This window comes from Pseudomonas sp. 1D4 (assembly GCF_001728925.1).
Lineage (GTDB): Bacteria > Pseudomonadota > Gammaproteobacteria > Pseudomonadales > Pseudomonadaceae > Metapseudomonas > Metapseudomonas otitidis.
On sequence record NZ_LXJQ01000011.1, the window covers coordinates 1 to 22,645 of the forward strand.

The window sequence follows — 22,645 nt, forward strand, 5'->3', positions numbered from 1 at the left end:
CGGAACTGAAGCAGGACGACCACCTCACCATCGGCAACGAGCAGCACATCCGCATCGGCAGCAACCGGCTCGTGGAAGCCGGGCAGGAAATCCACCTCAAGGCCGGGCAGAAGCTGGTGATCGAAGCCGGCATGGAACTGACCCTCCAGGCCGGCGGCAGCTTCATCAAGCTCGACCCCGGCGGCGTCACCGTCAGCGGCCCGCTGGCCAAGCTCAACGCCGGCGGGGCACCGGGCAAGGGCTCGGGTATCGGCATCAAGCCACCGGTGCTGCCGGGCAAGGCAGATCGAGCCAAGGCAGGCGATGAACTGGAGAAAGCCCTGCAGAACACACCCACAGAGCCCCAGAAGCCAAAGCGGATGTTCAACTTCTCGAGCTGAGCGCTCAGGACGCAATGACTCAAGGACCGGTAGACATGAGCGACACAACGAAGGTCAAGAACTGGAGTTTTCCCTTCAAGCCCAAGGCCGGGAAACTCGACCCCATCCAGCACCTGACGGCAATGGCCCAGGCAAGTGGCGGCTATTACCCGGTCGGCGCGAACGGCCAATGGCACGGTGGGGTTCACTTCGATGGCGAGACCGAGGCGGTATTCGATCAATCCCAGGTGTGCTGCATCGCCGACGGCGAAGTGATCGCCTACCGGATCGACACGCGCCACCCCGAAAGCCAGTACTTCACCTCCGCTGGCGCATCCTTCAATGCGGTCTTTTCCCGAAGCTTCGTGCTGGTCAAGCATCACCTGGAAGCGCCGGCAAAACCGACAGCAGCCGGCACGGCCCCCGAACCGCCGCCGTCCCTGACCTTCTTCAGCCTCTACATGCACCTGCTGAACTGGGAGGGCTACACCGGCGCAAACGCCCCGCCCCCTCCAGCCTTCATGGGGGAAACCCTCTACAAGGTGAAGGCAGACAAGGCCACGGACCCTGTAAAGGGGCTGCGCATCAGGGCCGAGCCACGCACCGGCCGGGTCGTCGCACTGATCCCCAAGGGCAGCAAGGTCAGGGTCGGCGACGCCCACCCCATCCACAGTGGGTGGTACAGGCTCCTGGCGGTCGTGGAAGGCCGCACCCTGCCCGCCGTGGCGATCACGGAGAACATGTGGGTCTTCCCCGGGGAGATGGAGCAGACAGCCGAGGCCGGCACCTTCCTGGTCGGCGAGCGGGCCAACGACCTGGAGCCCACATTGGCGCCGGAAAAAGGGCTCAACGTACGCAAGAACGGCAACGGTCGCCGTGATGACCCCATCGTCGGCGTACTGCCCCTGGGTGCGACATTCCGCCTGGAGTCCTCCACGGGAACCTACTGCAAGCTGAAAGAGATCGTGGATGGCAAGGACATAGCCCCCCTCTCGCCCGACAGCGCAGGGAACATCCAGGGCTTCGTGCATCTCGGCTCGCTTGAAAGCACGCGCTCGGCGCCCGAGCCGAACAAGGTGTACGCCCTGCCGACGCCCCACCCGATCAAGGCTGGTGAGCTGATCGGGCACCTGGGCCACTACCAGAACGAAAACGACCGCAGTCCACAACGGCTGCTGCACCTGGAAGTGTTCAGTTGCGAAGACGTCCCTGCCTTCATCGCCAAAAGCCAAGCCTGGGCTGCCGGCCTTCCCGATGAGCAGAAGACCTTGCTCAAGGTCCACAAGAACGCGAGCAAACTCATCCCCTACCGCGACGACATCAACGCCAGCAATCCCCCGAAGATCAGCGACGCCGGAACGACCGTGGGCGTCGACCTGATCATCCCGCAAAGCCTGCTGGACGGACTCCCTGCCGACAGCAAGCTGCAAGAGAACACCACCTTACCGGGCAGTGCCACGCCCACAACGACCCGTTGGTGGCGGCTGGACAACCTGCTTGCCGACAACAACGGCAACCCCATCAGCGGCTGGCTGGCCGAACAGGACCTCATCACCACCCGCCACAGCCCCTGGGAGTGGGAGGGCTACGACTTCATCCAGGAAACCGGCAGTCCCGTTGGCAAAGCCACCTACTTCTACGAAGCCTTGCGCTGGCTTACCAACGAGGAAAGCGCCAACTACCGCGCCCTGGTCAGCCAGGAAGACCAGGGCCCGATCAAGGCGCGCCTGTACGACATCATTCGTCCCGGCGGCGCCAAGGGCCTGCTGACCGCCCAGGAAATAGGCCCCGCCCTGGCAAAACCCTGGCACGCCCAATCCATCGCACAACTGGTGACTCACTATGAAAGCGAGTGGTACTGGAAACCCGATAAATGGGACGAACTGGATCCCCTGATGGGGCATCTCCCGGGTATTGATCCGAATCTCAATTGGGCAAGTGAGAAGGAGCGCATCAAGGAACTTTGTTGGTGGGCGGAGATGGCGGGCAAGCATGGGATTAGTGACGATGGGAAGGCTTGGCATTTTCAAGCGCCAGGAATAGTTGGGAACTTCAATAAAGTGAACAGGAGAAAGAGAAGGGACTATGACCTAGGCGGACTATCCAGTTCCTACGAAACAGGAGGCAGAGGCTCACAAACTGTTTCAGGTGGTATTGGAGATGCTGGGGGCGTCTCTTATGGCTCTTATCAAATGACTAGCAAAGTTACTCTCACCGATGGCAGTGCAATTGTCGGCGGGACTGTAAAAAAATTTATTAACTGGTCTCAGTTCCCTTGGTCATCAGAATTTGAAGGACTTACACCAGGGTCAGAGATTTTTACACAAAAATGGAAAAACCTAGTTAATCTTTACCCAAGTGAATTCAAAAGCGTTGAGCACGAATTCATAAAAATCACTCATTATGACATTCAAATAGAGAAAGTACTCAATACCACACAGATAGATTTAAGGTATCACTCACACACTATGAACGACGTAGTTTGGTCTACTGCTGTCCAGCAGGGCCCTGGCTCATCGATAATAATAAATGCCATAAACTCACTAACCATCCCCCACGAAGAGACAAAAACCTATGATTCAACTCTAATAGATGCCATTTACAAAGAAAGAGGACGACGAATTCTAGAAGGCGAGAAGGCTGGCCAACTATTTTATTTCTCCAAAAACTCAATCGCTCAGCAGGAAGGTGTAGCCGAGAGATTCATATCCGAAAATCTCAAAGCTCAGGAGCTTCTAAAAAATGAAGAAAATTATTAAAAAAATTATCACCCTTATAATAATAGCCTACACAAACACCTCACTCGCACACACATCCATAAATTTGTACGAGTCAAATCAAGGCATAATAAGCTTATCAAAAACCGAAAACACATATACGCTACTCGCAATAGCGGGAGGCCGACCTGCAGGAGGTGCCACTGCAGGAAACTGCATAATCATGGCTAAACTCAAAGACACTGGAAAAGCAATTAAAGGCAAACTCTATCCGTTCAAGTCATCATATTTTAGCTATGAGGAAGCCTCATCCAATACCCCACCCATAACCCTAGAAAAAAGAAGCAAATCAACCATATTCATAGAAGTTGACACATTTGGAATATGCGGCTTAGGAGTTACATTTACAGATATATATTCTTTACAAGAAGCACACACCAGAAGCTACAAAGAAAATTTTCTTGAAACGCTTAAAATAACTCATGAGATAGCCCAAAACCTATATCAGAAGGGTGACAAACAGGGTGCGATAACAATAATGAAGCCCTACGCAGAAAATATGCCCATGCACTGGATAGAAAATTCAGCTAGCGGCAATGAAATATGTGACTTCATAGAGAAATATGCTTCTTTTTTACAGCTTTCAGGCCAACCAGAAACTGCCATTAACTTTCTAAGAAAAATATTAGAAGAAAGACCAGAGAGAACGGCCGCATGGCTGAATTTAGCCGACACTTACTGGAGTGCAAAAAAATTCAAAGAAGCACGTGAGAGCTATAGAAAATACAGAATTCTCATGTCAACTGAGAAAAGAGAAAAAACCATACCCCAAAGAGTTTACGAGCGCTCACCATAACCCCCAACAAGATACAATCAAAAAACCAGCCCTGGATAAAAATATCCGACATATTGTAATTTTTAATTAAGACCTTGAAAAAGCAATAGCTCTCCACCAATGACAGCCATTAATGACAGCGATCAATTCAAGAAAACATAGGATGAAGAGAGAACACTTAATTAAGCGATTAATTTTTATATTTGTAGTTGCCACCCTCACCCTGAACAGTCATGCAGAAGAAGAACTATCCATAAAATCCAGACTAGAAAATAAAATAATAGAAGCAAACTTAATAGACACAGGACAAGACTTCTACGAGCTTGACATAAAAATTAATGGAATACGCAAAAGCCACAACAACGAACTAATCCCAAATAAATCTGTTCACAACAAGGGAGGGCTGAAAGTATTTCGTGGCGCAGCAATTGCAAATGAGCATCTTTTATTGAATTTTTACTTCTGCAGCCCTGATACGGCAATTTGTGTTGATCGGAAAATTTTCATAAATCTTTTAAGTGACACCCTCGATATTTCTCGCGAAGAAACGATAGCATTTTCTGGAGAATTAGCTGTAAGGGGCGTTTTCTTTAAAAGCCCACCTGTGCCGATAAAATCAATTAATTACAAAGAGTTGCTAGAAAGCAATGATCTCGCGAGAAATTCGTTCAAAGAATATTATGGCTCATGCCTATCAAGCATTGCAGGCGACCCAATTAGCGTAATAGTTAATGAACTAGAAAGCACCGACCCAAATAGGTGGATATTTGAGAAAAAATGCATAACACCCCAACTTATTATGGCATTGCTTTTTCAGAAAGAGCTTTCCACGAAAGCTGCAGAGCGTTACTTAAGGAAAATTAATTTTTAGCAATAACAACAACATCTTCAAACCAGCACTACCCACCATTAAAATCGAAAGCTAAAAAATTTTGGCTCCGCATACTTACCAATAACCTCGAAAACACTTACGGATGAAAATACATCTAAAGACACTATTCCGCATACTAACTCTATCCTTAACCTTAACAAACAAAGCGCTAGCACTAACTGCGACTGCACCCGCCCCACGTTACATCGGAGAGCTTCACCCTCCGGTAGTGGTATCTGAAGACAACAAAAAAATGATCGTATATTTTTTGAAGAGCAATTTCAAAAACAGCATTTCAGAAGCACACATAGCAGCAGGCGAAATTTTTTACGTCCAAGTCCACCCCCTAAAGGCCGACCTTAAATACATTTGGAAGATTGAGGGCGAAGAAATTACCTCAGTATTCTTTTACGATTGGAAAACACCCAGCAGAGCAGGGAAAACAATGTACGTTCTAACTAGAAACCCCATTTCAAGCAATCACTTCAATGGCGTTTTATATTCAACATTAGCGATACCTATCATTTCGGAGGGAGACACATTGTCACTCATTTTCTTTCCTGGCGACCCTCAGGACCCAAAACTCCAAAGCTGCTATGAGGGCATCTATCTAGAGACAAAAAAAGCAACCCACTGCGCTTATAAGAACGCAGGCGCCATCAAAAAATATCTTGCGGACCAAGATAAATAGCCAAGTGATCTTTAGTCATATTCGATAGTGGTTATAAGTATTTGCAGGACGCGAGTATTTTTCAGGTGCGTTCATCCGGCGCGCTGCCAAGGACTCCCGGATCGAATGAGTAATCTCTACACCGGCTTTCTGAGTGATCTATGTGTATCGTGTTATATCTCAATCAACGGCACTCCATTGAACCAGCGCTAAAGCCCTACTTCGCGGATTGAGACAATTCATTAATGAAATCTCGATTACATTTTCAGAGCTATATGGAGCCACCTGCGAATGAGCATTTCCAAATCACTCTTAATAGCAGTGCTATTTTTCTCTACCACATGTAAAGCACAGTGCAAGCTAGTAAACGATGAAAAAATAAGCAATCCCATAAAAATATCCGAGTCCTTATATGTTGTCTTTGGCAAAGCGCAGCTACCAGAAGAAGGACCTTCTGAAGAAAACTATCAAATCACCCTATCCACTTATAACTGCATCACAAAAAAACTTATAGAGTTCGACCGACTGCACTATCTAGCAAACCCTGGACGAATCGCCGGGGCTACTTTTATAAACACCCCCAGCAAGAAAGGGGAATTTTTATTTATCATTCAAGCCACAGAAATAAGCAACACAGCGACAGGAGTGAACTATTCAAGTGACTACTATAGCGTTCGCGCATACAGAAGACACAACCTAGAATTTAAACTGGAACATGCTCAAACAAATTTCTTCGGCGCAGGCGGGGATATATACAACGAAAAAGAGAACACAATAACCTACCGCTTCCCCTATAAAGATACCGCAACAATAAGAAAAACAATCACCACCAGAGATTATTTCGATTTAGTTTCTGGAAAAACCATCAAAAAAGAAATACTTAAAAAAACCCACTTACACACAGAACCCCTAGAGAGCAAAAGTACAAATAAATATTTGGTCGAAGGCGACTTAGTTGAATTAAGCAATCAAACATCCGGATGGTGCTTAGCTGGGTACAAAAACCCAAGACGCGGACTTATTCAGGGATGGATCAACTGTCAAGACATAAAAAATCTTTTCAATAATTAGAGGCTTTTACGAAACCATAGTAAAGCCAGTAAAAAACATGCAAAAAAGAACACCTTATAGAGAACTGAGGCACTCTGAATTTCTTATCAAGATAATCTTTCTTTATTTTAGCGAGGAGGCATAGGTGCGCCGGATTTTTATAGCAACAATTCCGTTCATATTTTCATCGAGCGCTTTATCAGAAACAACTCCATGCCATTACAGCGATAGCATTGTGCATGGCCCTTTCAAGAATCAATTAATTAGAAATTCTGAAATTTACTTCTCCGAATCACAAGAAGAACACTACCCCATTTACATGATCGCCTCGATAAAAAATAATGGACAGTGCGAGAAAGAAATAGTTATCGACAAATATGATTATGCAGGAGGCCCTCCGATCATTGAATCACTATTCTTTTATAAAATAGGCCACAAAACCAACGCCATAGCTATTATTTCTTGGAACATAAACAGTCGCGGACTCGGAACCTACGGAAAAAGCTATCACGTCTATGCTTATGAAAATGGAAAGCATGGACTCGCTGGCAATGACCTAATAAATCGAAACCCCGAAACAATTGGAATGGAGGGGTATCATGAAGGTGAGGAAACTCATTTCAAACTAAAAACAGCAAAGGACGTAAAAGCTTATATAGATCGCCATCTAAACCATCCGTAGAAACACGCCATTCCAAACGCAAAAATGAGATTCTACCGCCTACAACTAGAGTATTCGCAAGCCATTAAATACTGAATCATAAATTCGAAAAAACCATAAAATCAAAAAACCAAAATGCTCAAACACATATCATTCGTGATACTTTCAAACTTATCAATCTATGCAACAGCAAGCGCCTGCATATACGACTTCAACCAAGACACCCTACGCGACTCTTTCACCATAACTCCCATAGAGGACTATGACGGACTAAACTCATTAAAAATATCACTAGGAAATGGCAAAGAAATCTCCGGGGCATTTAATATGACCTCCGCCGGAATAGCCCCCGGCTACTTCCCAGGCGAGATCGTAATTCCACTAGATTTTTATTCGCCAAAGACCATAGAGCAAAGAACCTATACATTTCGCTGGAGCAATCAGGCAGAGAACTGGATTCTTATCAAAGAGTCATCTTGGGATGAGCCTTATCGAGATGAAATTTATGCACTGAAGCAAGAACCAATCCCTAAAGAAAATAAATTCCCTACCAACTTTCACGTTCAGCGCATTCAGTGTTGTGTTTTGCTGTCGGACTTCAAAGAAAAAGCCCCCACCTATCAAGCACAGGGCAAACAACAACAGGCGGCAGCGATAGATGAAGACATAGCATTCTTAAAAAAAGCACTAACCTTAGAAAAAAAAGACTCCTTATTCTACAAGACAGCATCAAAAACAGACGAAGACAACAGAAAACCCATCCCACCGGATTTTGTCTACGAACTAAGTACCGCCCTGAAAACTCAAAACGTAGAGCTCCTGAACAATTACGCCTTTTACATGCAAGAAGCCGGCAACACTGTACTCTCGACAATGCTGTTGGAAAAAATCCACCAAAAATTCCCTGATCGAATAGTCACCAAAATAAATCTTGCTGATGGTTATTGGGAGTTAGACATGAAAGACACCGCATGTCACTTCTATCACGAATACATAGAAGACATGGAGAACACTGGAAGGTCAGCAAAAATCCCCTTACGCGCAAAAAGAAGAGCTGACTGCAAAACACAAAAATAACCCCCACTCAGACCAGACCAACCATGAACACAAAAGAAAAAACCTCAATCGCGCTATTAATTCTGGCACTGCCACTGCTTGGGCAAGCCACTGAAAATCCATGCACAGAAATTAAAGTCTCTCAGCAGGTCGCGCAATGCGCAAAATATAGAAAAGACAAATCCGACACCCTCCTGAATCTAACGTACAAAAACACTTTCGAGAAAATAAAAATCCAATATATCAATCACCCCAAACTTTCAATACAGTACACCGAGACACTGAAAACCGCGCAACGAGCGTGGTTGAGACTACGCGATGCAGATTGCAAGCTTGAGGCTTTTCAAATAGAGGAGGCGGCAGAGGCCTATCAAACAACGCTAGACAACTGCACAACAAAACTTAATTACGACAGGATAAAATTTCTAGACGAAGTAACTGCCAACATCTAACAAGGCGAAGCTCGAAGCAAACTCATCAGGCTCAATATTTACAAAAATATTATTGCCACACCCACAACAAACACGACACAGAAAGATCGGACATTACCGTCCCCGCAACCAAAGCTAAAACCAAACAAAGAAGCACACATCGAGTGCGTGAAAGATATAACCATCAATCTCACCCCCTTGTTTCAAGTATTGAACTGTGACGAAGAAAACGCGCTGGGCTGTTCGAACTAGCCCCTGACATCCCTCCCCACCGCCCCAGCCATCACCCCTGCTAGAATGCGCGCCACTCCAACCAGCCCCTGCCTTTCATGACCCAGCCCCTCCCCTGCGTCGCCGTTGTCGGCGGCGGCCCTGCCGGCCTGATGGCCGCTGAAGTCCTGGCCCGTGCCGGTGTGCATGTCGATCTCTACGACGCCATGCCCTCGGTGGGGCGCAAGTTCCTGTTGGCCGGTGTTGGCGGGATGAACATCACCCACTCCGAGCCGCTGGCCCCCTTCCTGGGGCGTTATGGCGAGCGGCGGGACGAGGTGGCCGCCCTGCTGGAAGGGTTCGATGCCGAAGCGTTGCGGGGGTGGATCCATGGCCTGGGGATCGACACCTTCGTCGGGACGTCCGGGCGGGTGTTCCCCACGGACATGAAGGCCGCGCCGCTGCTGCGGGCCTGGCTCAAGCGACTGCGCGAGCTGGGGGTGCAGGTCCGCACCCGGCACCGCTGGCTCGGCTGGGCCGAGGGCGGTGCGCTGCGCCTGGCCACGCCGGACGGGGAAGTCCGCGTCGAGGCCAGCGCCTGCCTGCTGGCCCTGGGGGGCGGCAGTTGGGCACGGCTGGGGTCGGACGGAGCCTGGGTGCCGCTGCTGGAAGCCCGTGGCGTGCCGGTGCGGCGCCTGCAGCCGAGCAATTGTGGCTTCGAGGTGGCGGGCTGGAGCGCGCTGCTGAAGGAGAAGTTCGCCGGCGCACCGATCAAGCCGGTGGCCATGGCCCTGGATGACGCGCCGCCGCGCCAGGGCGAATTCGTGCTGACCGAGCAGGGCGTCGAGGGCAGCCTGGTCTATGCCCTGTCTGCCGCGATCCGCGAACGCATCAACCGGGATGGCCAGGCCACGGTGTACCTCGACCTGCTGCCCAACCAGCCTGTGGAAAAAGTCCGCGCCGCCCTCGCCCGCCCCCGGGGTTCACGCTCCATGGCCAAGCACCTGCACAGCCAACTGGGCCTGGATGGCGCCCGTGCCGGCCTGCTGCGGGAGCTGTCCAGCCAGGCGGATTTCCAGGACCCGGCGCGCCTGGCCGCCGTGATCAAGCGCCTGCCCCTCACCCTGGTGCGCCCGCGCCCGCTGGACGAGGCCATCAGCTCCGCCGGCGGCGTGCCGTTCGAGGCGCTGACCGAGGGCCTGATGCTGAAGGACCTGCCCGGGGTCTTCTGCGCCGGGGAGATGCTCGACTGGGAGGCCCCCACGGGCGGCTACCTGCTCACCGCCTGCTTCGCCAGTGGCCGACGTGCTGGCCTCGGCATGCTGGACTGGCTGGGGATCGACGCGCCGACGTAACGGCCACTTGGAAAACGGAACCATCGTGCTAGATTTCGCCTCTCCCCCGCGCAGTCGAAGTCACCATGCCGTTGACCTTCCGCCCCGCCGTCGCCACTGATGCCCCCGCCATCGCCCCGCTGGTCTACCACTCCGGCCCGGCTGCCTTCGACTACGCCTTCAGCCGTGGCAAACGCCACGCGCTCGACTTCCTGCGCTGGACGCTGGCCCGCCCGGCCGGCGAGTTCGGCCATGACGTGCACTGGGTCGGCGAGCTGGACGGGCGCATCGTCGCCACCGGCGCGACCTTCAGCGGTGCCCGCAACCTGGCCAACAGCCTGGCGGCGCTGGGCCAGATCCTCGGCTTCTACCACCTCGGCGCCCCAGCGGTGATCCGTCGGGGCCTGCAACTGGAGCAGGTGATCCAGCCGCCACCGCGCGATGCCTGCTACCTCACCCACATTGGCGTGGCCGAGGACCTGGCCGGCCAGGGCATCGGCTGCCAACTGATCGATCACCTGCTGCACCTGGGCCGTCTGGAGGGCCACCACCGCGCGGCGCTGGATGTTTCCGCCGCCAACCCACGCGCCCAGGCACTGTACGAGCGCCTGGGCTTTCGGGTGATGCTGGAGCGCCCGTCCGGCGTGCCCGGCATCGCTGCCCACCGCTTCATGGTGCGCCCCCTCGACGCGCGCTGAAGAACACCCCACACGGAAGGTACAAGACGGCTTCCGGGGCGCTCGTCACAGCGTCTATGCTTGTTTTCACCTCCCAGCAGTCCACGGCGGAACCGCTCAGTGATCCCCCTTCTCGTCTGCGACGACTCGATGATGGCGCGCAAGCAACTGATCCGCGCGCTGCCCCCGGAATGGCCGGTGTCCATCACCCAGGCCAACCACGGGGAAGAAGCCATGGCCGCAATCCGCCAGGGCCTCGGCCTGGTGGTGCTGCTCGACCTGACGATGCCGGTGATGGACGGCTACCAGGTACTCGCCCAGATCCGCGCCGAGGGCCTCAAGGCCCGCGTGGTGGTGGTGTCCGGCGATATTCAGGACGAAGCCCAGCGCCGGGTGATGGAGCTCGGTGCGCTGGCCTTCATCAAGAAGCCTGCCGACCCCGACGAACTGCGCGCCACCCTGCTGCGCCTGGGGCTGATGCGCCCGCCGGCCGACGACGCCCCGCCGGTGGACCTGCCGCCCCGCGAGGAGCTGTCGCTGAAGGTCAACTTCCGCGACGCCCTGCGCGAGGTGACCAACGTCGCCATGGGCCGCGCCGCCGCGCTGCTGGCCAAGGTACTCGGTGTGTTCGTGCAACTGCCGGTGCCCAACGTGAACATCTTCGAAGTCAGCGAACTGCACATGACCCTGGCCGATGCCCAGCGCGGCGAGCGCCTGAGCGCGGTGTGCCAGGGCTTCATCGGCGATGCCATCGCTGGCGAGGCGCTGCTGTTGTTCCACGACTCGGAGATCGCCGACATGGCGCGCCTGCTGCGCTGGCAGCCGGCGGACGACAACGAAACCTCGGAGATGCTGCTGGACCTCGCCAGTATCCTCATCGGCGCCTGCCTGGCGGGCATCGCCGAGCAGATCGACGTGCGTTTCTCCCAGGGCCACCCGCAGCTGCTGGGCCAGCACGCCTCCATCGAACGGCTGATCCAGCTCAACCGCAGTCGCTGGAAGAAAACCCTGGCGGTGGAGATCAGCTACAGCCTGGAGGGCCACGACATCCACTTCGACCTGCTGGTGCTGTTCACCGAAGAGGCCATTCCGCGCCTCACCCACAAGATCCGCTACCTGATGGACTGACCCATGCCAGCACAGATCGATATCAAGGAAATCCACTGGCTGCTGGACATCGTCCAATGCATCGACGTCGGCGTGGTGGTGGTGGATCGCCAGTACCGCGTCGAGGTGTGGAACAGCTTCATGGAGAACCACTCCGGCCTCGGCCCCGACGAGGTCCACGGCAAGCCGCTGTTCGAGCTGTTCGCCGAGATCGACGAAGCCTGGTTGCGACGCAAGGTGGACAGCGTGGTGCAACTGGGCACCCGGGCCTTCAGCCTGTGGGAGCAACGCCCGTACCTGATGCGCTTCGACAACTACCAGCCGATCACCGGCGAGGAAGCCTTCATGTACCAGAACGTCACCCTGCTCCCCCTGGGGGGCGCCAACGGCCAGGTGGATCACCTGTGCATCGTCATCTACGACGTCACCGAAGTGGCCCGCTACAAGCGCCAGGCCGCCGCCCTGCGTGCCAGCAAAGGTGGCGAAGCCTGACTCCGACTATTCACAGAACCTGTGGATAACCATGTGGACAGCGGGTGGATGCCGGCCTCGACCCCAGCAGGGACCGGCCCCCGCTCGAACTGATCATTTTTCGTACAAATCCGAAACATCGAAACCACCTGCCGGCTACCAGATCAACCGGCTCCAGGCAAGCCCGAAGCTGCCCACAAAAACTGTGGAGGAGCCTGTGGACAACTCGTAGAGAACCGCCTTAAAGCCCCATGGATACTGGCTTTCTAGCCAGCGAGCAGAATTCGTACAGCGCACGAAAAAGGGAAATTTCCCAAGGGATTGGCGACGAACTGGTGCCTGCCATCAGACGCGGGAAAAGGCAATACCCAGCGCTGCGTTTCGAGGCCGCGAGCCAGAGCGGCGGGATGCCGCAGGGTGGGTTTTCTGCCCCCATTTTCTGTGGAACGGATTGTGGATAACTCGTGGAAAGGCCTAGCGGGGCCAAGCGCGGCGGGGGCTGGAGCAGGTTGATCGGTTATTGAGCGGCGCGCGCAAATTCCAATTGGCAATAACGCCAGCCCCGGCGAACCGGGGCGCGCCAAAGCGGGTCAGCCCTTCTTGCCACGGGAGAAGCCGGGACTCTTGCGCACCGCCTTGACCTTGGGCTTCTCGCTGTCGATCCAGTTGCCCAGGCGCGCAGGCTTGCCACCGGCCGCCGGCTCCTTGGGCTTCTTGGGTTTCTTCGGCTTCTTCAGGATGGCACCGCTGGCGTCGGTGACCGGCACCCGGTGGTCCGGCTCGAAACCCGGCTCCTCGCGGCGCTCCAGGGTCTGGCGGATCAGCACCTCGATGGCCGAGAGCAGCTCCACCTCGTCGGCGCACACCAGCGACACCGCCTCACCGGTGGCCCCGGCACGCCCGGTACGGCCGATGCGGTGGACGTAGTCCTCGGCGACGATGGGCAGGTCCAGGTTCACCACCTGGGGCAGGTCGTGGATATCCAGGCCACGGGCCGCCACGTCGGTGGCCACCAGCACGTCCACCTCCCCGGCCTTGAACCGCTCCAGAGCCCGCAGGCGCGAGGGCTGAGGCTTGTCGCCGTGGATCGAGTCGGCGGCGATGCCGCGCGCGTGCAGCACCTCCACCAACTGGTCGACACCCTTGCGGGTCTTGGCGAACACCAGCACCTGGCGCCAGCGGTGCTGCTCCAGCAGGTGCAGGAAGAGTTCGGTCTTGCGCTTCTTGTCCACCGGCACCAGCCACTGGCGCACGCTGCGGGCCGCCGCGTTGCGCGGGCTGACCTCGATGCTCAGCGGGTCACGCAGCAGGTGGCGGGCCATCTGGCGGATGGCATCGGAGAAGGTCGCGGAGAACAGCAGGGTCTGCCGGCGGCGCGGCAGGGCAACGAAGAGTTCGTCCAGCTCACGGGCGAAGCCCAGGTCGAGCATACGATCGGCCTCGTCCAGCACCAGCGCCTGCAACTGGCTGAACTTCACCGCGTTCTGCCGGTACAGGTCGAGCAGGCGGCCCGGGGTGGCCACCAGCAGGTCGATGCCCTTGCGCAGCTTCATCATCTGCGGGTTGATGCTGACCCCGCCGTACACCGCGTAGGTGCGCAGGGGCAGATGCTGGCCGTAGGCCTGGAGGCTCTGGTGAACCTGCTCGGCCAGCTCGCGGGTGGGCACCAGCACCAGGGCGCGCACCGAGTTGGCCGCCACCTGGGGGCCTTCCTGGGTGAGCTTCTGCAGCAGCGGCAAGGCGAAGCCGGCGGTCTTGCCGGTGCCGGTCTGGGCCGCGGCCATCAGGTCGCGCCCCTTGAGCACGGCGGGTATCGCCTCGGCCTGGACCGGTGAGGGGGTCTGGTAGCCGAGCCCGTCGAGGGCGCGCAGCAGGGGTTCGATCAGGCCAAGGGATGCAAAGGTCATGGAAAACAGCCGGCAGGATGGAAAGCCGACATTCTAGGGCCTTGCGGCCTCGCCGGCACGCTGGGCTGGCGCCCGGCGTGCCGCAGCACTCAGGCCCGGGCGCTGGCGCGGGACGGACGCCACTGGGGCAGGCCGATGAGCACCACCGCGCTGATGATCACCAGCATCGCCAGCCCCTCCTCGGCGCCGATGTGCTCGCCGGCGAAGCTCACCCCCAGCAGCACCGCCACCACCGGGTTGACGTAGGCGTAGCTGGTGGCCGCAGCCGGGCGCACGTGCTTGAGCAGGTAGAGGTAGGCGCTGAAGGCGATGATCGAGCCGAACACCACCAGGTAAGCCAGTGCCCCCCAGCCGGCCGGCGTGGGCAGGCTGGTCATGCGCTCGCCGCTCAGCGCGCTGCCCAGCAGCAGGACGACGCCACCGGCGAGCATCTCCACCGCGCTGGCCATGGGGCCGGCGGGCAGCGGCAGTTGCTTGCTCCACATCGAACCGAAAGACCAACTGGCCGCCGCGAAGAGGATCAGCGCAGCCCCCAGAGGGCTCGCCTGCAGGTTGGACCCCAGGTTGAGCAGGGCGATGCCCACCAGGCCCAGGGCGATGCCGGCCCATTCCAGGCCACTGGTGCGCTGGCCCCAGATCAGCCCGAACACCAGGGCGAACAGCGGCACCGTCGCCACCGCCAACGCCGCCACGCCGGAGGCCACGCCCAGGTGCTCGGCCAGGGTCACGCCACCGTTACCGCAGCTCAGCAGCAGCACACCGATCACTGCACCGGCCTTCCACTCGCGCCGGCTCGGCATCGGCGCACCGCGCCAGCGCAGCCAGGCGAACAGCAGCCCGCCGGCGATGACGAAGCGCACGCCGGCCATCAGCAGCGGCGGCCAGGATTCCACGCCGATGCGGATAGCCAGGTAGGTGGAGCCCCAGATGACGTAGAGGGCGAAGAAGGAGGCGATCAGCAACAGCGGCGATGCGCGCGAAGACATGGCAGGACTCGTCGTTCCGGTGACAGGGTCAACTATTCTATGCAAGGCTCCACTGCCTCAATAAGAAGAAAAACCTTCTTGTTATGGGCATGAGCCTTTGAAAAAAAGGCAATTAAACGAACCAACCTTGTTTTCCACAGAAGCCCCCGGAGCCCTCATGGACAAGTACGACCGCCTGCTGCTCGCCGCCCTGATGGAGAACGGCCGCGCCACCTTCGCCGAGCTGGGCCGGCGGGTGAACCTCTCCGCCCCCGCCGTCGCGGACCGGGTGGCCAAGCTGGAAAGCGCCGGGGTGATCACCGGCTACCACGCCTCGGTGGATCTGGCGAAGATCGGCCTACCCATCGAGTGCGTCATCGAGCTGCGCCTGACCGACCACGACTCCAAGCGCACCCTCGAAGCCCTGGCGCGCATCCCGCAGATCGCCCTGTGCCACCGCATCACCGGGGATGCCTGCGTGCTGATGAAGGCCGCCGTGGCCTCGATGCCGGAGCTGCAGGACCTGCTCGACCACCTCAGCCAGTACGGCGCCAGCAAGACCTCGCTGATCCTCTCCACCCCTTTCGAGCAGCGCATCCCCGCGCCCCTCCAGGTGCAGGCCCCCCGCGCCGAACCGGTCCGGCGCAAGGCGACGGAGGCTCAGCGCAGCAGCAAATCGCCGTCGATCGGCACGTAATGACTGGCGGCACGCACCAGTGACTGGGCGGTGAGGCCGGGCACGCCATAGGCGATGGCCTCCAGGCCGCGACTGCGGACACGCTCCAGCAACAGGTCGAAGTCGCCATCGCCGGAGGCGAGCACGATGCAGTCCGCCCTGTCGCAGGCGTCCAGCACGTCGATGGTGATGCCCACGTCCCAGTCGCCCTTGGCCGACCCGTCGGCGCGCTGGATGAACGGCTTGAGCCGGACCTGGAAGCCCAGATTGCGGAGGATCTGCTGGAACTGCCGCTGGCGCGGGTCGCCCCGGTCGATGGCGTAGGCGGTGGCCTCCACCAGGCAGCCCTGCTCCGACAGGCTGCGCCACAACGCGCTGTAGTTGAAGTGGCAACCGTAGACGTGGCGCACCGTGTAGTAGAGGTTCTGCACATCGGCGAACAGGGCGATCTTCTTCACGGGGAACCTCGGGAGCGGTGAACAGCGGCAAGGGCGGCAGTATGCCAGCCCAAGGTGCCCTCGCGCCTGCCGAGTTGGCCCCAATCTGTCCACCGGGGGCTGACGGCGTCCACGGGCGCGGGCAGAATCGCCCCTCTCGCCACGCAAAGGACGGCACGCACATGCACACCCCGGCAGCCCTGCTCATCATCGACCAGCAACGCGGTATCCAGCGGGTCGCCACGCCCCGCAACCACCCTGAGGCCGAAACCCGCATGGCCGAGCTCCTGGCCCTGTGGCGCCAACGCGGTTGGCCACTGGTGCACATCCGCCACATGTCCCGCGACCCCGCCTCGGTGTTTGCACCGGGCCAGGACGGCGCGCGCTTCCAGGACGCCTTCGAGCCCCGCGCGGAGGAAGCCGTGCTGGAAAAGAACGTCACCGATGCCTTTGCCCACAGCCAATTGGAGCGCTGGCTGCATGTGCGCGGGCTGCGCGCAGTGGTGGTGGTCGGCGTCGCCAGCGAGAACTCGGTGGAAGCCACGGCCCGCAGCGCCAGTTGCCTGGGTTTCGCCACCACGGTGGTCAGCGACGCCTGCTACACCTTCGCCAAGCCCGACTGGTGCGGCCGGCTGCGCACCGCCGAGGAGGTGCACGACATGGCGATGGCCAACCTCGCCGGGGAATACGGCCGGGTGCTGGACTGCGCCACGCTGCTGGCGGAACTGGACGCATGATCGTCGCCCACCTGCCCACCGGCTACCTGCTGGGCGTCGCCCTGGAGCGCCTGCGCCCCCTCGCCTGCAGCCCGCGCCTGTGGCTGGGCACCGCCCTGCTGGGGGCCTTCGCCCCCGATCTGGACATGGTCTATTTCCACCTGGTGGACGGCGGCCAGCAGCACCACCACCGCTACTGGAGCCACTGGCCGGTGGTCTGGTTCAGCCTGCTGGCGCTGGCACTGCTCGCCTGGAGCCGCGCCCGCCAGGCTCGCTGGCCGGCCCTGGCGGTGCTGTTCAGCCTCAACGGTTGCGTGCACCTGATGCTGGACAGCGTGGTGGGCGACATCTGGTGGCTGGCGCCCTGGGTCGACCAGCCCTTCGCCCTGGCCACCGTCACCGCGCGCTACTCGCCCTGGTGGCTGAACTTCATCCTCCACCCGTCCTTCCTGCTGGAGCTCGGGCTGCTGGCGAGCGCCCTCTGGCTGGCCTGTCGACGGCAGCGCCAAAGCAGCGTGCCAGTGCGTTTTTGAGACGTTGCCGGGCATCGTCTAGAGTTCGTTTACAGCCCTGAATTCTGGCGCCCGTCGATGAATCCCGTCCTCCTGCTGCGCGACTCCTGCTACTTCTTCAGCCGGCATGCCAGTCAGATCGCCCTGCTCTGCCTGCCGTTCATCCTCCTTGAGGCGCTGGTCCAGCAACTGGCCGCGCTGTGGTTCGAAGGCCCCACGCCGGCGGCGGTGCAACTGCTGATCCGGCTGTTCTTCTACCCGATGTACACCGGCGCACTGATCCTCTTCGTCGACAGCCGCAGCTGCGGTCTGCGCCTGCGCCGCCAGCAGCTCTGGGCCATGGCCCTGTGGCGCTGGCCGAGCTACGCGGTACTGGCGGCCTTCACCACGTTGCTGGTGATGCTCGGGCTATCGCTGATGATCCTGCCGGGCCTGTGGATCATGGGCCGCCTGGCCTTTGCCGAGCTGCTCCTGGTGATCAACGGCCTCGCCCCCATGGAGGCGATGAAGGAGAGCTACCGCATGACCGGCGGCCACTTCGTCACCGTCTTCTGCTGCCTGCTGCTGGCGGTGGGGCCGATGTGGGGCTTCGAGTGGTGGGTCGGCGAACAGCTCGGCGAGCCCCCCGACCCCCTCGGCAGCTTGCTGGCCGGCTGCCTCGATGCGGGCCTCCAACTGTTCGCCAGCGTATTGATGTACCGGCTGTTCAGCCTCCTGGCGGAACCGGCGGCGGAGCGCTGAAAAGCGGCTCGCAGGCTATCGATATCCCGGGACGGGCAAGGCGACACAGCCCCGGAGCGCAGCTTGCGGTGAGGTGAATGAGCATTTGAGGGCGCTTTCGACCCCGCAGCGGCAATCCCGTCAGGTTTTCCACAGCCTGCTAGGCTCGGTGGGTCCCCTGAAGGAGAACCCGCCATGGAAAGCAACCCGAGCATCCTTTCCCACATATCCCTGGGCAGCAACGACTTCGACCGCGCCGTCGCCTTCTACGACCGGGTGCTGGCCACCCTCGGCTGTCGCCGCGTCCTCGAACACCCCGGCGCAGTGGCTTACGGCCGCGAGTACCCGGAGTTCTGGATTCAGCGCCCCTTCAACGGTGCCCCGGCCAGCGTCGGCAACGGCACCCACATCGGCTTCTTCGCCCCGGACCGTGAAGCGGTGGACGCCTTCTACAAGGCCGCCGTCGCTGCCGGAGCCCGCCCCGACGGCGCGCCGGGCCCGCGCGAGGAATACGGCGCGCCCTACTACGGCTGCTTCGTCCGTGACCTGGACGGGCACAAGGTGGAAGCGACGTTCTGGGACCTCAGCCAGGACTTCGAGCTGGTGGTGGACTGAGCCTTCATTCCCAGGGTGGCTGGTAACGCGCCGCCGCCCGTTGTACCCAGCCCTCCGCCTGCATCTGCTCCAGCGCCTTGGCAATGCGCTGGCGCTCAGCCGTCAGCGGTCGCTGGCGAGAGAAGCCGATGTACAGGTCGGTGCGCGCGTCGGGCTGGTAGCCCGTGCGCTGGATGCGCCCGGCCAGGTGTGGGTCGCGCAATGCGTAGTCCACCTGGCAATCAGAGCCGATCACCACCTGCAAGCGCCCGAGGGCGAGCATCTGCAGCAGTTGCACTTCGTTGTTGACGCCGAACTTGACCAGGTTCCGGTCCGAATCGAAGGGCTCGAAATAGGCGGATTCCAGCACGAAACCGATGGTGGGCCCCTTGAGGTCCGCATAGCGGCGGATGCGCGGTGCCGTTTCCGGCGAGGCGTAGAGGCGCGGCGCACAGGCGTAGTAGGGCTGGGCCAGGTAGTCGATGTAGCGCTCGCGCTCCGGGGTGCGCGCCAGCCCGGTCATCAGGTCGGCAGTGCCACCCTCCAGCGCCGCCAGGCCCCGGGCCCAGGGGGCGCGCTGCACCTCGAAGCGCAGCCCGGTGCGCCGCTGCAACTCGGCCAGCAGGTCCATGTCCAGACCGGTGATGCGCCCGTTCTCGCCCTCCATGCGAAAGGGCGGCCAGTAATCGGTCATTACCCGCAGCGGTGGCGGGTCATCGGCCCGTAGCGGGCTGCCCTGCAACAGGGCCAGGCTCGTGAGGATGAAAGAAAAAGCGAACTTGCGCATGCCGGCTCCCGGGAACGAACGCAGCGGCAAAGCCTGCAATTCCCTTGCCGTTCGGCTCGGCCTCGAATGCTGGAGCACAACCTCCGACCGGCCCGATAGGCCGCTGCGCAGCGGCCTGGGCCCCCTGAAGCATAGCCGCTGCCCCTCGCTTCGCTGGACCGTCTCCTGCTCTGCCTGCTGGTCGTCGGCACCCAGTTGGTGATACCCCGCCGGGGTCGTCTGGACGGCGCAGAGCGGGTGCTGCTGCCACCCGCTGCGCCCCGATCAGCGCCTGGGCTTGGCGCGGGCGGTCGGCTCGGCCACCAGCGGGTCGTCCGGCCAGTAGTGCTTGGGGTAGCGCCCCTTGAGGTCCTTCTTCACGTCCGCGTAGGTGGTGCGCCAGAAGCTCGCCAGGTCCTGGGTGACCTGCACCGGGCGGTGCGCCGGGGACAGCAGGTGCAGCTTCACCACCTGGCGGCCACCGGCGATGCGCGGGGTGTCGGCCAGGCCGAACAGCTCCTGCAGGCGCACGGCGAGCACCGGCGGTTCCTCGTTGTAGTCCAGGCGGATCGACGAGCCCGAGGGCACCGCCAGGGTGCGCGGGGCCAGTTCGTCCAGGCGTTGGGGCAACGGCCAGGGCAGCAGGCCGGTGAGGATGCCGGCCAGGTCCAGGTTGGCGAAGTGGGCCAGGCGGTTGACCTTGCCCAGCCAGGGGCCGAGCCAGTCGTCCAGGCTCGCCAGCAAGGCGGCATCGCTGACATCCGGCCAGTCGCTGCTGCCGCGCTCGGCCAGGTCCAGCCGGCGCAACAGGGCGATGCGCGCCTGCCATTGGCGCAGCTCCGGAGTCCAGGGCAGCAGCTCCAGGCCCTTGCGCCGCACCAGGGCCACCAGGGCGCGGGTGCGGGCGGCTTCGTCCAGCGCGGCCAGGGGCTCGCGGGCCAGCACCAGTTCGCCGACCCGGCGCTGGCGTTCGGCGCGCATCGCACCCTCGCGCTCGTCCCAGTCCAGCACGTCCAGGGTGTCGACCTGTTCGGCCAGCGGCCCCTCGAACAGCAGCGGGTCCAGCTCGGCGGCCAGGTAGATGCGCTCCTCGCGCTGCCCCTGGCGGCTGCCCAGGTCGGCGATCACCAGCCAGGGGCACTTCATCAGCGCATCGGGCTCGGTGAACAGCGCCGCGCGGCCGTTGGCCAGGCGGTATTCACCGCCGCCCGCGCGACGCTGCTGGGCCACGCGGTCGGGGTAGGCGAAGGCCAGCAGGCAGCCCAGCCAGCGCGGGTGCTCGGGGTCGGCCACGGCCTCGCCGGACTGCCCGCGCAGGTAGCTGCGGAACTGCCGGGCCAGTTGCCGGGCACGTTGCACACCGCCCCGGGCGCCACGTGCGGCCGGGCTTTCGCCGGCCAGCAGGGCCAGGCGGCTGTGCAGATCGGCACCGCCGCCACGGAGGATGTCGCGCTCCCCCAGCAACGCCGCCACGTCGCACGCCAGGGCGCCCAGGCCGAGGGCCTGGCCGCGCAGCAGCAGGTGGGCGATGCGCGGGTGGGCCGGCAGCTCGGCCATGGCCTGGCCGTGGCGGGTCAGGCTGCCCTGCCCGTCCAGCGCGCCCAGCCGCTGCAACAGGTCGCAGCCCTGGGCGTAGGCCGCCGCCGGCGGCAGGTCGAGCCAGGCCAGCTCGCCGGGCTCCACGCCCCAGCGCGCCAGTTGCAGGGCCAGGCCGGTGAGGTCGGCCTGGAGGATTTCCGCCGTGCCATAGGCCGGCAGTTGATCGTGCTGGGTCTCCGACCACAGCCGGTAGCACACGCCAGGCTCCAGGCGGCCGGCACGACCGGCACGCTGAATGGCAGAGGCGCGGGCGATGCGCTGGGTGTCGAGGCGGGTCATGCCGCTGGACGGGTCAAAGCGCGGCACCCGTTCCAGGCCGGCGTCCACCACCACGCGCACGCCGTCGATGGTCAGGCTGGTCTCGGCGATGTTGGTGGCCAGCACCACCTTGCGCGTGCCGGCCGGCGCCGGCTCGATGGCGGCGCGCTGGGCGGCCAGGTCCAGCTCGCCGTGCAGCGGGCAGAGGCGGATGTCGTCACGCCCGGCCAGGGCCTCGCCGAGCTGCTCGGCCACCCGGCGGATCTCGCTCTGCCCGGGGAGGAACACCAGCAGACTGCCGGGCTCGTCGGCCAGGGCCTGCAACACGGTCTGCACCACCCGGGGCTCCAGATGCTCGCCCGGCTGGCTGGCGCGCCCCCAGCGCACCTCCACCGGGTGCATGCGGCCTTCGCTGCGCACCACCGGGGCGTCGTCGAGCAGCCGCGACAGGCGCTCGCCCTCCAGGGTGGCGGACATCAGCAGCACTTTCAGCGGCTCATCGCGCAGCAGCGCGCGGCCGTTGAGGGTCAGCGCCAGGGCCAGATCGGCATCCAGGCTGCGCTCGTGGAATTCGTCGAAGATCACCAGGCCGACGCCCTCCAGCGCCGGGTCGTCCTGCAGGCGCCGGGCGAGGATGCCTTCGGTCACCACCTCGATGCGGGTGCGCGGGCCGACCTTCGACTCCAGGCGGATGCGGTAGCCCACCCGCTCGCCAACGCCCTCGCCCAGCTCGGCGGCCAGACGCTCGGCAGCGGCGCGGGCGGCCAGCCGGCGCGGCTCCAGCATGAGGATGGTCTGCCCGGCGAGCCAGGGCTCGTCCAGCAGGGCAAGGGGGACGCGGGTGGTCTTGCCCGCGCCGGGCGGGGCTTCGAGCACCGCCTCATGGCGACCGGCCAGTGCCTCGCGCAGGGCGGGCAGTACGGCATCGATGGGGAGTGATTTCATGGGTGGCTCCAACGCAGGGCGGCGATTATAGGGCACCGCCAAAAACTATCTGCGCTGTCATCGCCTGCGTTTTCAGCGGCGCCCCAGGGGCGAACCGCCAG

The 22,645-nt window shown here is 60.3% G+C and carries 21 protein-coding genes and 1 pseudogene; 17 read left to right on the top strand and 5 right to left on the bottom strand.

Annotated features, from left to right (window positions below; all coding sequences use genetic code 11):
* From A7D27_RS08035 to A7D27_RS08060, 12 genes and pseudogenes are all read left to right on the top strand, one after another.
* A pseudogene (locus tag A7D27_RS08035) lies at positions 1-380 on the top strand (DUF2345 domain-containing protein); the annotation flags it as partial.
* A gap of 35 nt (positions 381-415) precedes the next feature.
* Positions 416-3,118, top strand: coding sequence for a hypothetical protein (locus tag A7D27_RS28475; RefSeq protein ID WP_069564568.1), 2,703 nt, complete (start codon positions 416-418; stop codon positions 3,116-3,118).
* Complete coding sequence (locus tag A7D27_RS27025; protein WP_083265563.1) at positions 3,102-3,932, top strand: M48 family metallopeptidase; 831 nt, start codon at positions 3,102-3,104, stop codon at positions 3,930-3,932. The genes A7D27_RS28475 and A7D27_RS27025 overlap by 17 nt, the downstream gene beginning before the upstream one ends.
* Before the next feature lie 142 nt (positions 3,933-4,074).
* A complete protein-coding gene (locus A7D27_RS27690; protein WP_139131113.1) occupies positions 4,075-4,782 on the top strand; it encodes a hypothetical protein in 708 nt (235 codons plus the stop codon).
* 961 nt (positions 4,783-5,743) lie between these two features.
* Positions 5,744-6,523, top strand: a complete 780-nt coding sequence (locus A7D27_RS27695; protein WP_139134065.1) for a hypothetical protein — start codon at positions 5,744-5,746, stop codon at positions 6,521-6,523.
* A gap of 124 nt (positions 6,524-6,647) precedes the next feature.
* The gene (locus A7D27_RS27700) at positions 6,648-7,184 is read left to right on the top strand and encodes a hypothetical protein (protein ID WP_139134066.1); all 537 of its coding nucleotides are present in this window, start codon (positions 6,648-6,650) and stop codon (positions 7,182-7,184) included.
* A 114-nt stretch (positions 7,185-7,298) separates the two neighbouring features.
* Positions 7,299-8,240 carry a type IV pilus biogenesis/stability protein PilW gene (locus A7D27_RS27705; protein WP_139134067.1) on the top strand — a complete coding sequence of 314 codons (942 nt, stop codon included), beginning with the start codon at positions 7,299-7,301 and terminating at the stop codon, positions 8,238-8,240.
* Positions 8,241-8,263: 23 nt separating this feature from the next.
* The gene (locus tag A7D27_RS27030) at positions 8,264-8,671 is read left to right on the top strand and encodes a lysozyme inhibitor LprI family protein (RefSeq protein ID WP_083265564.1); all 408 of its coding nucleotides are present in this window, start codon (positions 8,264-8,266) and stop codon (positions 8,669-8,671) included.
* Between the two features lie 308 nt (positions 8,672-8,979).
* Positions 8,980-10,215, top strand: a complete 1,236-nt coding sequence (locus tag A7D27_RS08045) for a TIGR03862 family flavoprotein (RefSeq protein ID WP_069564569.1) — start codon at positions 8,980-8,982, stop codon at positions 10,213-10,215.
* A 65-nt stretch (positions 10,216-10,280) separates the two neighbouring features.
* Positions 10,281-10,892: a GNAT family N-acetyltransferase gene (locus tag A7D27_RS08050; RefSeq protein WP_069564570.1), complete on the top strand. Its 612-nt coding sequence runs from the start codon at positions 10,281-10,283 to the stop codon at positions 10,890-10,892.
* A gap of 99 nt (positions 10,893-10,991) precedes the next feature.
* Positions 10,992-11,999 (top strand): response regulator, encoded by a 1,008-nt coding sequence (locus A7D27_RS08055; RefSeq protein ID WP_069560752.1) that lies wholly within the window; start codon positions 10,992-10,994, stop codon positions 11,997-11,999.
* A 3-nt stretch (positions 12,000-12,002) separates the two neighbouring features.
* A complete protein-coding gene (locus tag A7D27_RS08060; protein ID WP_069560753.1) occupies positions 12,003-12,470 on the top strand; it encodes a PAS domain-containing protein in 468 nt (155 codons plus the stop codon).
* A 569-nt stretch (positions 12,471-13,039) separates the two neighbouring features.
* Here A7D27_RS08060 and A7D27_RS08065 read toward each other — a convergent pair.
* Both A7D27_RS08065 and yedA read right to left on the bottom strand, forming a co-directional pair.
* Complete coding sequence (locus tag A7D27_RS08065; RefSeq protein WP_069560754.1) at positions 13,040-14,356, bottom strand: DEAD/DEAH box helicase; 1,317 nt, start codon at positions 14,354-14,356, stop codon at positions 13,040-13,042.
* A gap of 89 nt (positions 14,357-14,445) precedes the next feature.
* Entirely contained in the window at positions 14,446-15,342 is an 897-nt protein-coding gene (yedA, locus tag A7D27_RS08070) for a drug/metabolite exporter YedA (RefSeq protein WP_069560755.1), read from the bottom strand.
* A 157-nt stretch (positions 15,343-15,499) separates the two neighbouring features.
* Here yedA and A7D27_RS08075 point away from each other — a divergent pair, with 157 nt between their 5' ends.
* On the top strand, positions 15,500-16,018 hold the full coding sequence (locus A7D27_RS08075; RefSeq protein WP_069560756.1) for an Lrp/AsnC family transcriptional regulator: 519 nt from the start codon (positions 15,500-15,502) through the stop codon (positions 16,016-16,018).
* Here A7D27_RS08075 and A7D27_RS08080 read toward each other — a convergent pair.
* Positions 15,982-16,455: an NYN domain-containing protein gene (locus A7D27_RS08080; RefSeq protein WP_069560757.1), complete on the bottom strand. Its 474-nt coding sequence runs from the start codon at positions 16,453-16,455 to the stop codon at positions 15,982-15,984. The genes A7D27_RS08075 and A7D27_RS08080 overlap by 37 nt on opposite strands.
* 161 nt (positions 16,456-16,616) lie before the next feature.
* On the opposite strand from A7D27_RS08080, the gene A7D27_RS08085 reads away from it, so the two are divergent.
* The 4 genes from A7D27_RS08085 to A7D27_RS08100 all read left to right on the top strand — a co-directional run bounded on the left by A7D27_RS08085 (position 16,617) and on the right by A7D27_RS08100 (position 18,997).
* On the top strand, positions 16,617-17,171 hold the full coding sequence (locus tag A7D27_RS08085) for a cysteine hydrolase family protein (RefSeq protein WP_069560758.1): 555 nt from the start codon (positions 16,617-16,619) through the stop codon (positions 17,169-17,171).
* Positions 17,168-17,683: a metal-dependent hydrolase gene (locus tag A7D27_RS08090; protein ID WP_069564571.1), complete on the top strand. Its 516-nt coding sequence runs from the start codon at positions 17,168-17,170 to the stop codon at positions 17,681-17,683. Before A7D27_RS08085 ends, A7D27_RS08090 begins: the two co-directional genes overlap by 4 nt.
* A 57-nt stretch (positions 17,684-17,740) precedes the next feature.
* A complete protein-coding gene (locus A7D27_RS08095) occupies positions 17,741-18,403 on the top strand; it encodes a hypothetical protein (RefSeq protein WP_069564572.1) in 663 nt (220 codons plus the stop codon).
* A gap of 174 nt (positions 18,404-18,577) precedes the next feature.
* Entirely contained in the window at positions 18,578-18,997 is a 420-nt protein-coding gene (locus A7D27_RS08100; RefSeq protein ID WP_069560761.1) for a VOC family protein, read from the top strand.
* Between the two features lie 4 nt (positions 18,998-19,001).
* Here the strand turns inward: A7D27_RS08100 and A7D27_RS08105 are convergent, their stop codons facing one another.
* Together A7D27_RS08105 and hrpB are read right to left on the bottom strand one after the other, a co-directional pair.
* Positions 19,002-19,763 (bottom strand): ABC transporter substrate-binding protein, encoded by a 762-nt coding sequence (locus A7D27_RS08105; RefSeq protein WP_069564573.1) that lies wholly within the window; start codon positions 19,761-19,763, stop codon positions 19,002-19,004.
* A 264-nt stretch (positions 19,764-20,027) separates the two neighbouring features.
* Positions 20,028-22,544: an ATP-dependent helicase HrpB gene (gene hrpB / locus A7D27_RS08110; RefSeq protein ID WP_069564574.1), complete on the bottom strand. Its 2,517-nt coding sequence runs from the start codon at positions 22,542-22,544 to the stop codon at positions 20,028-20,030.
* Positions 22,545-22,645: the final 101 nt, after the last annotated feature.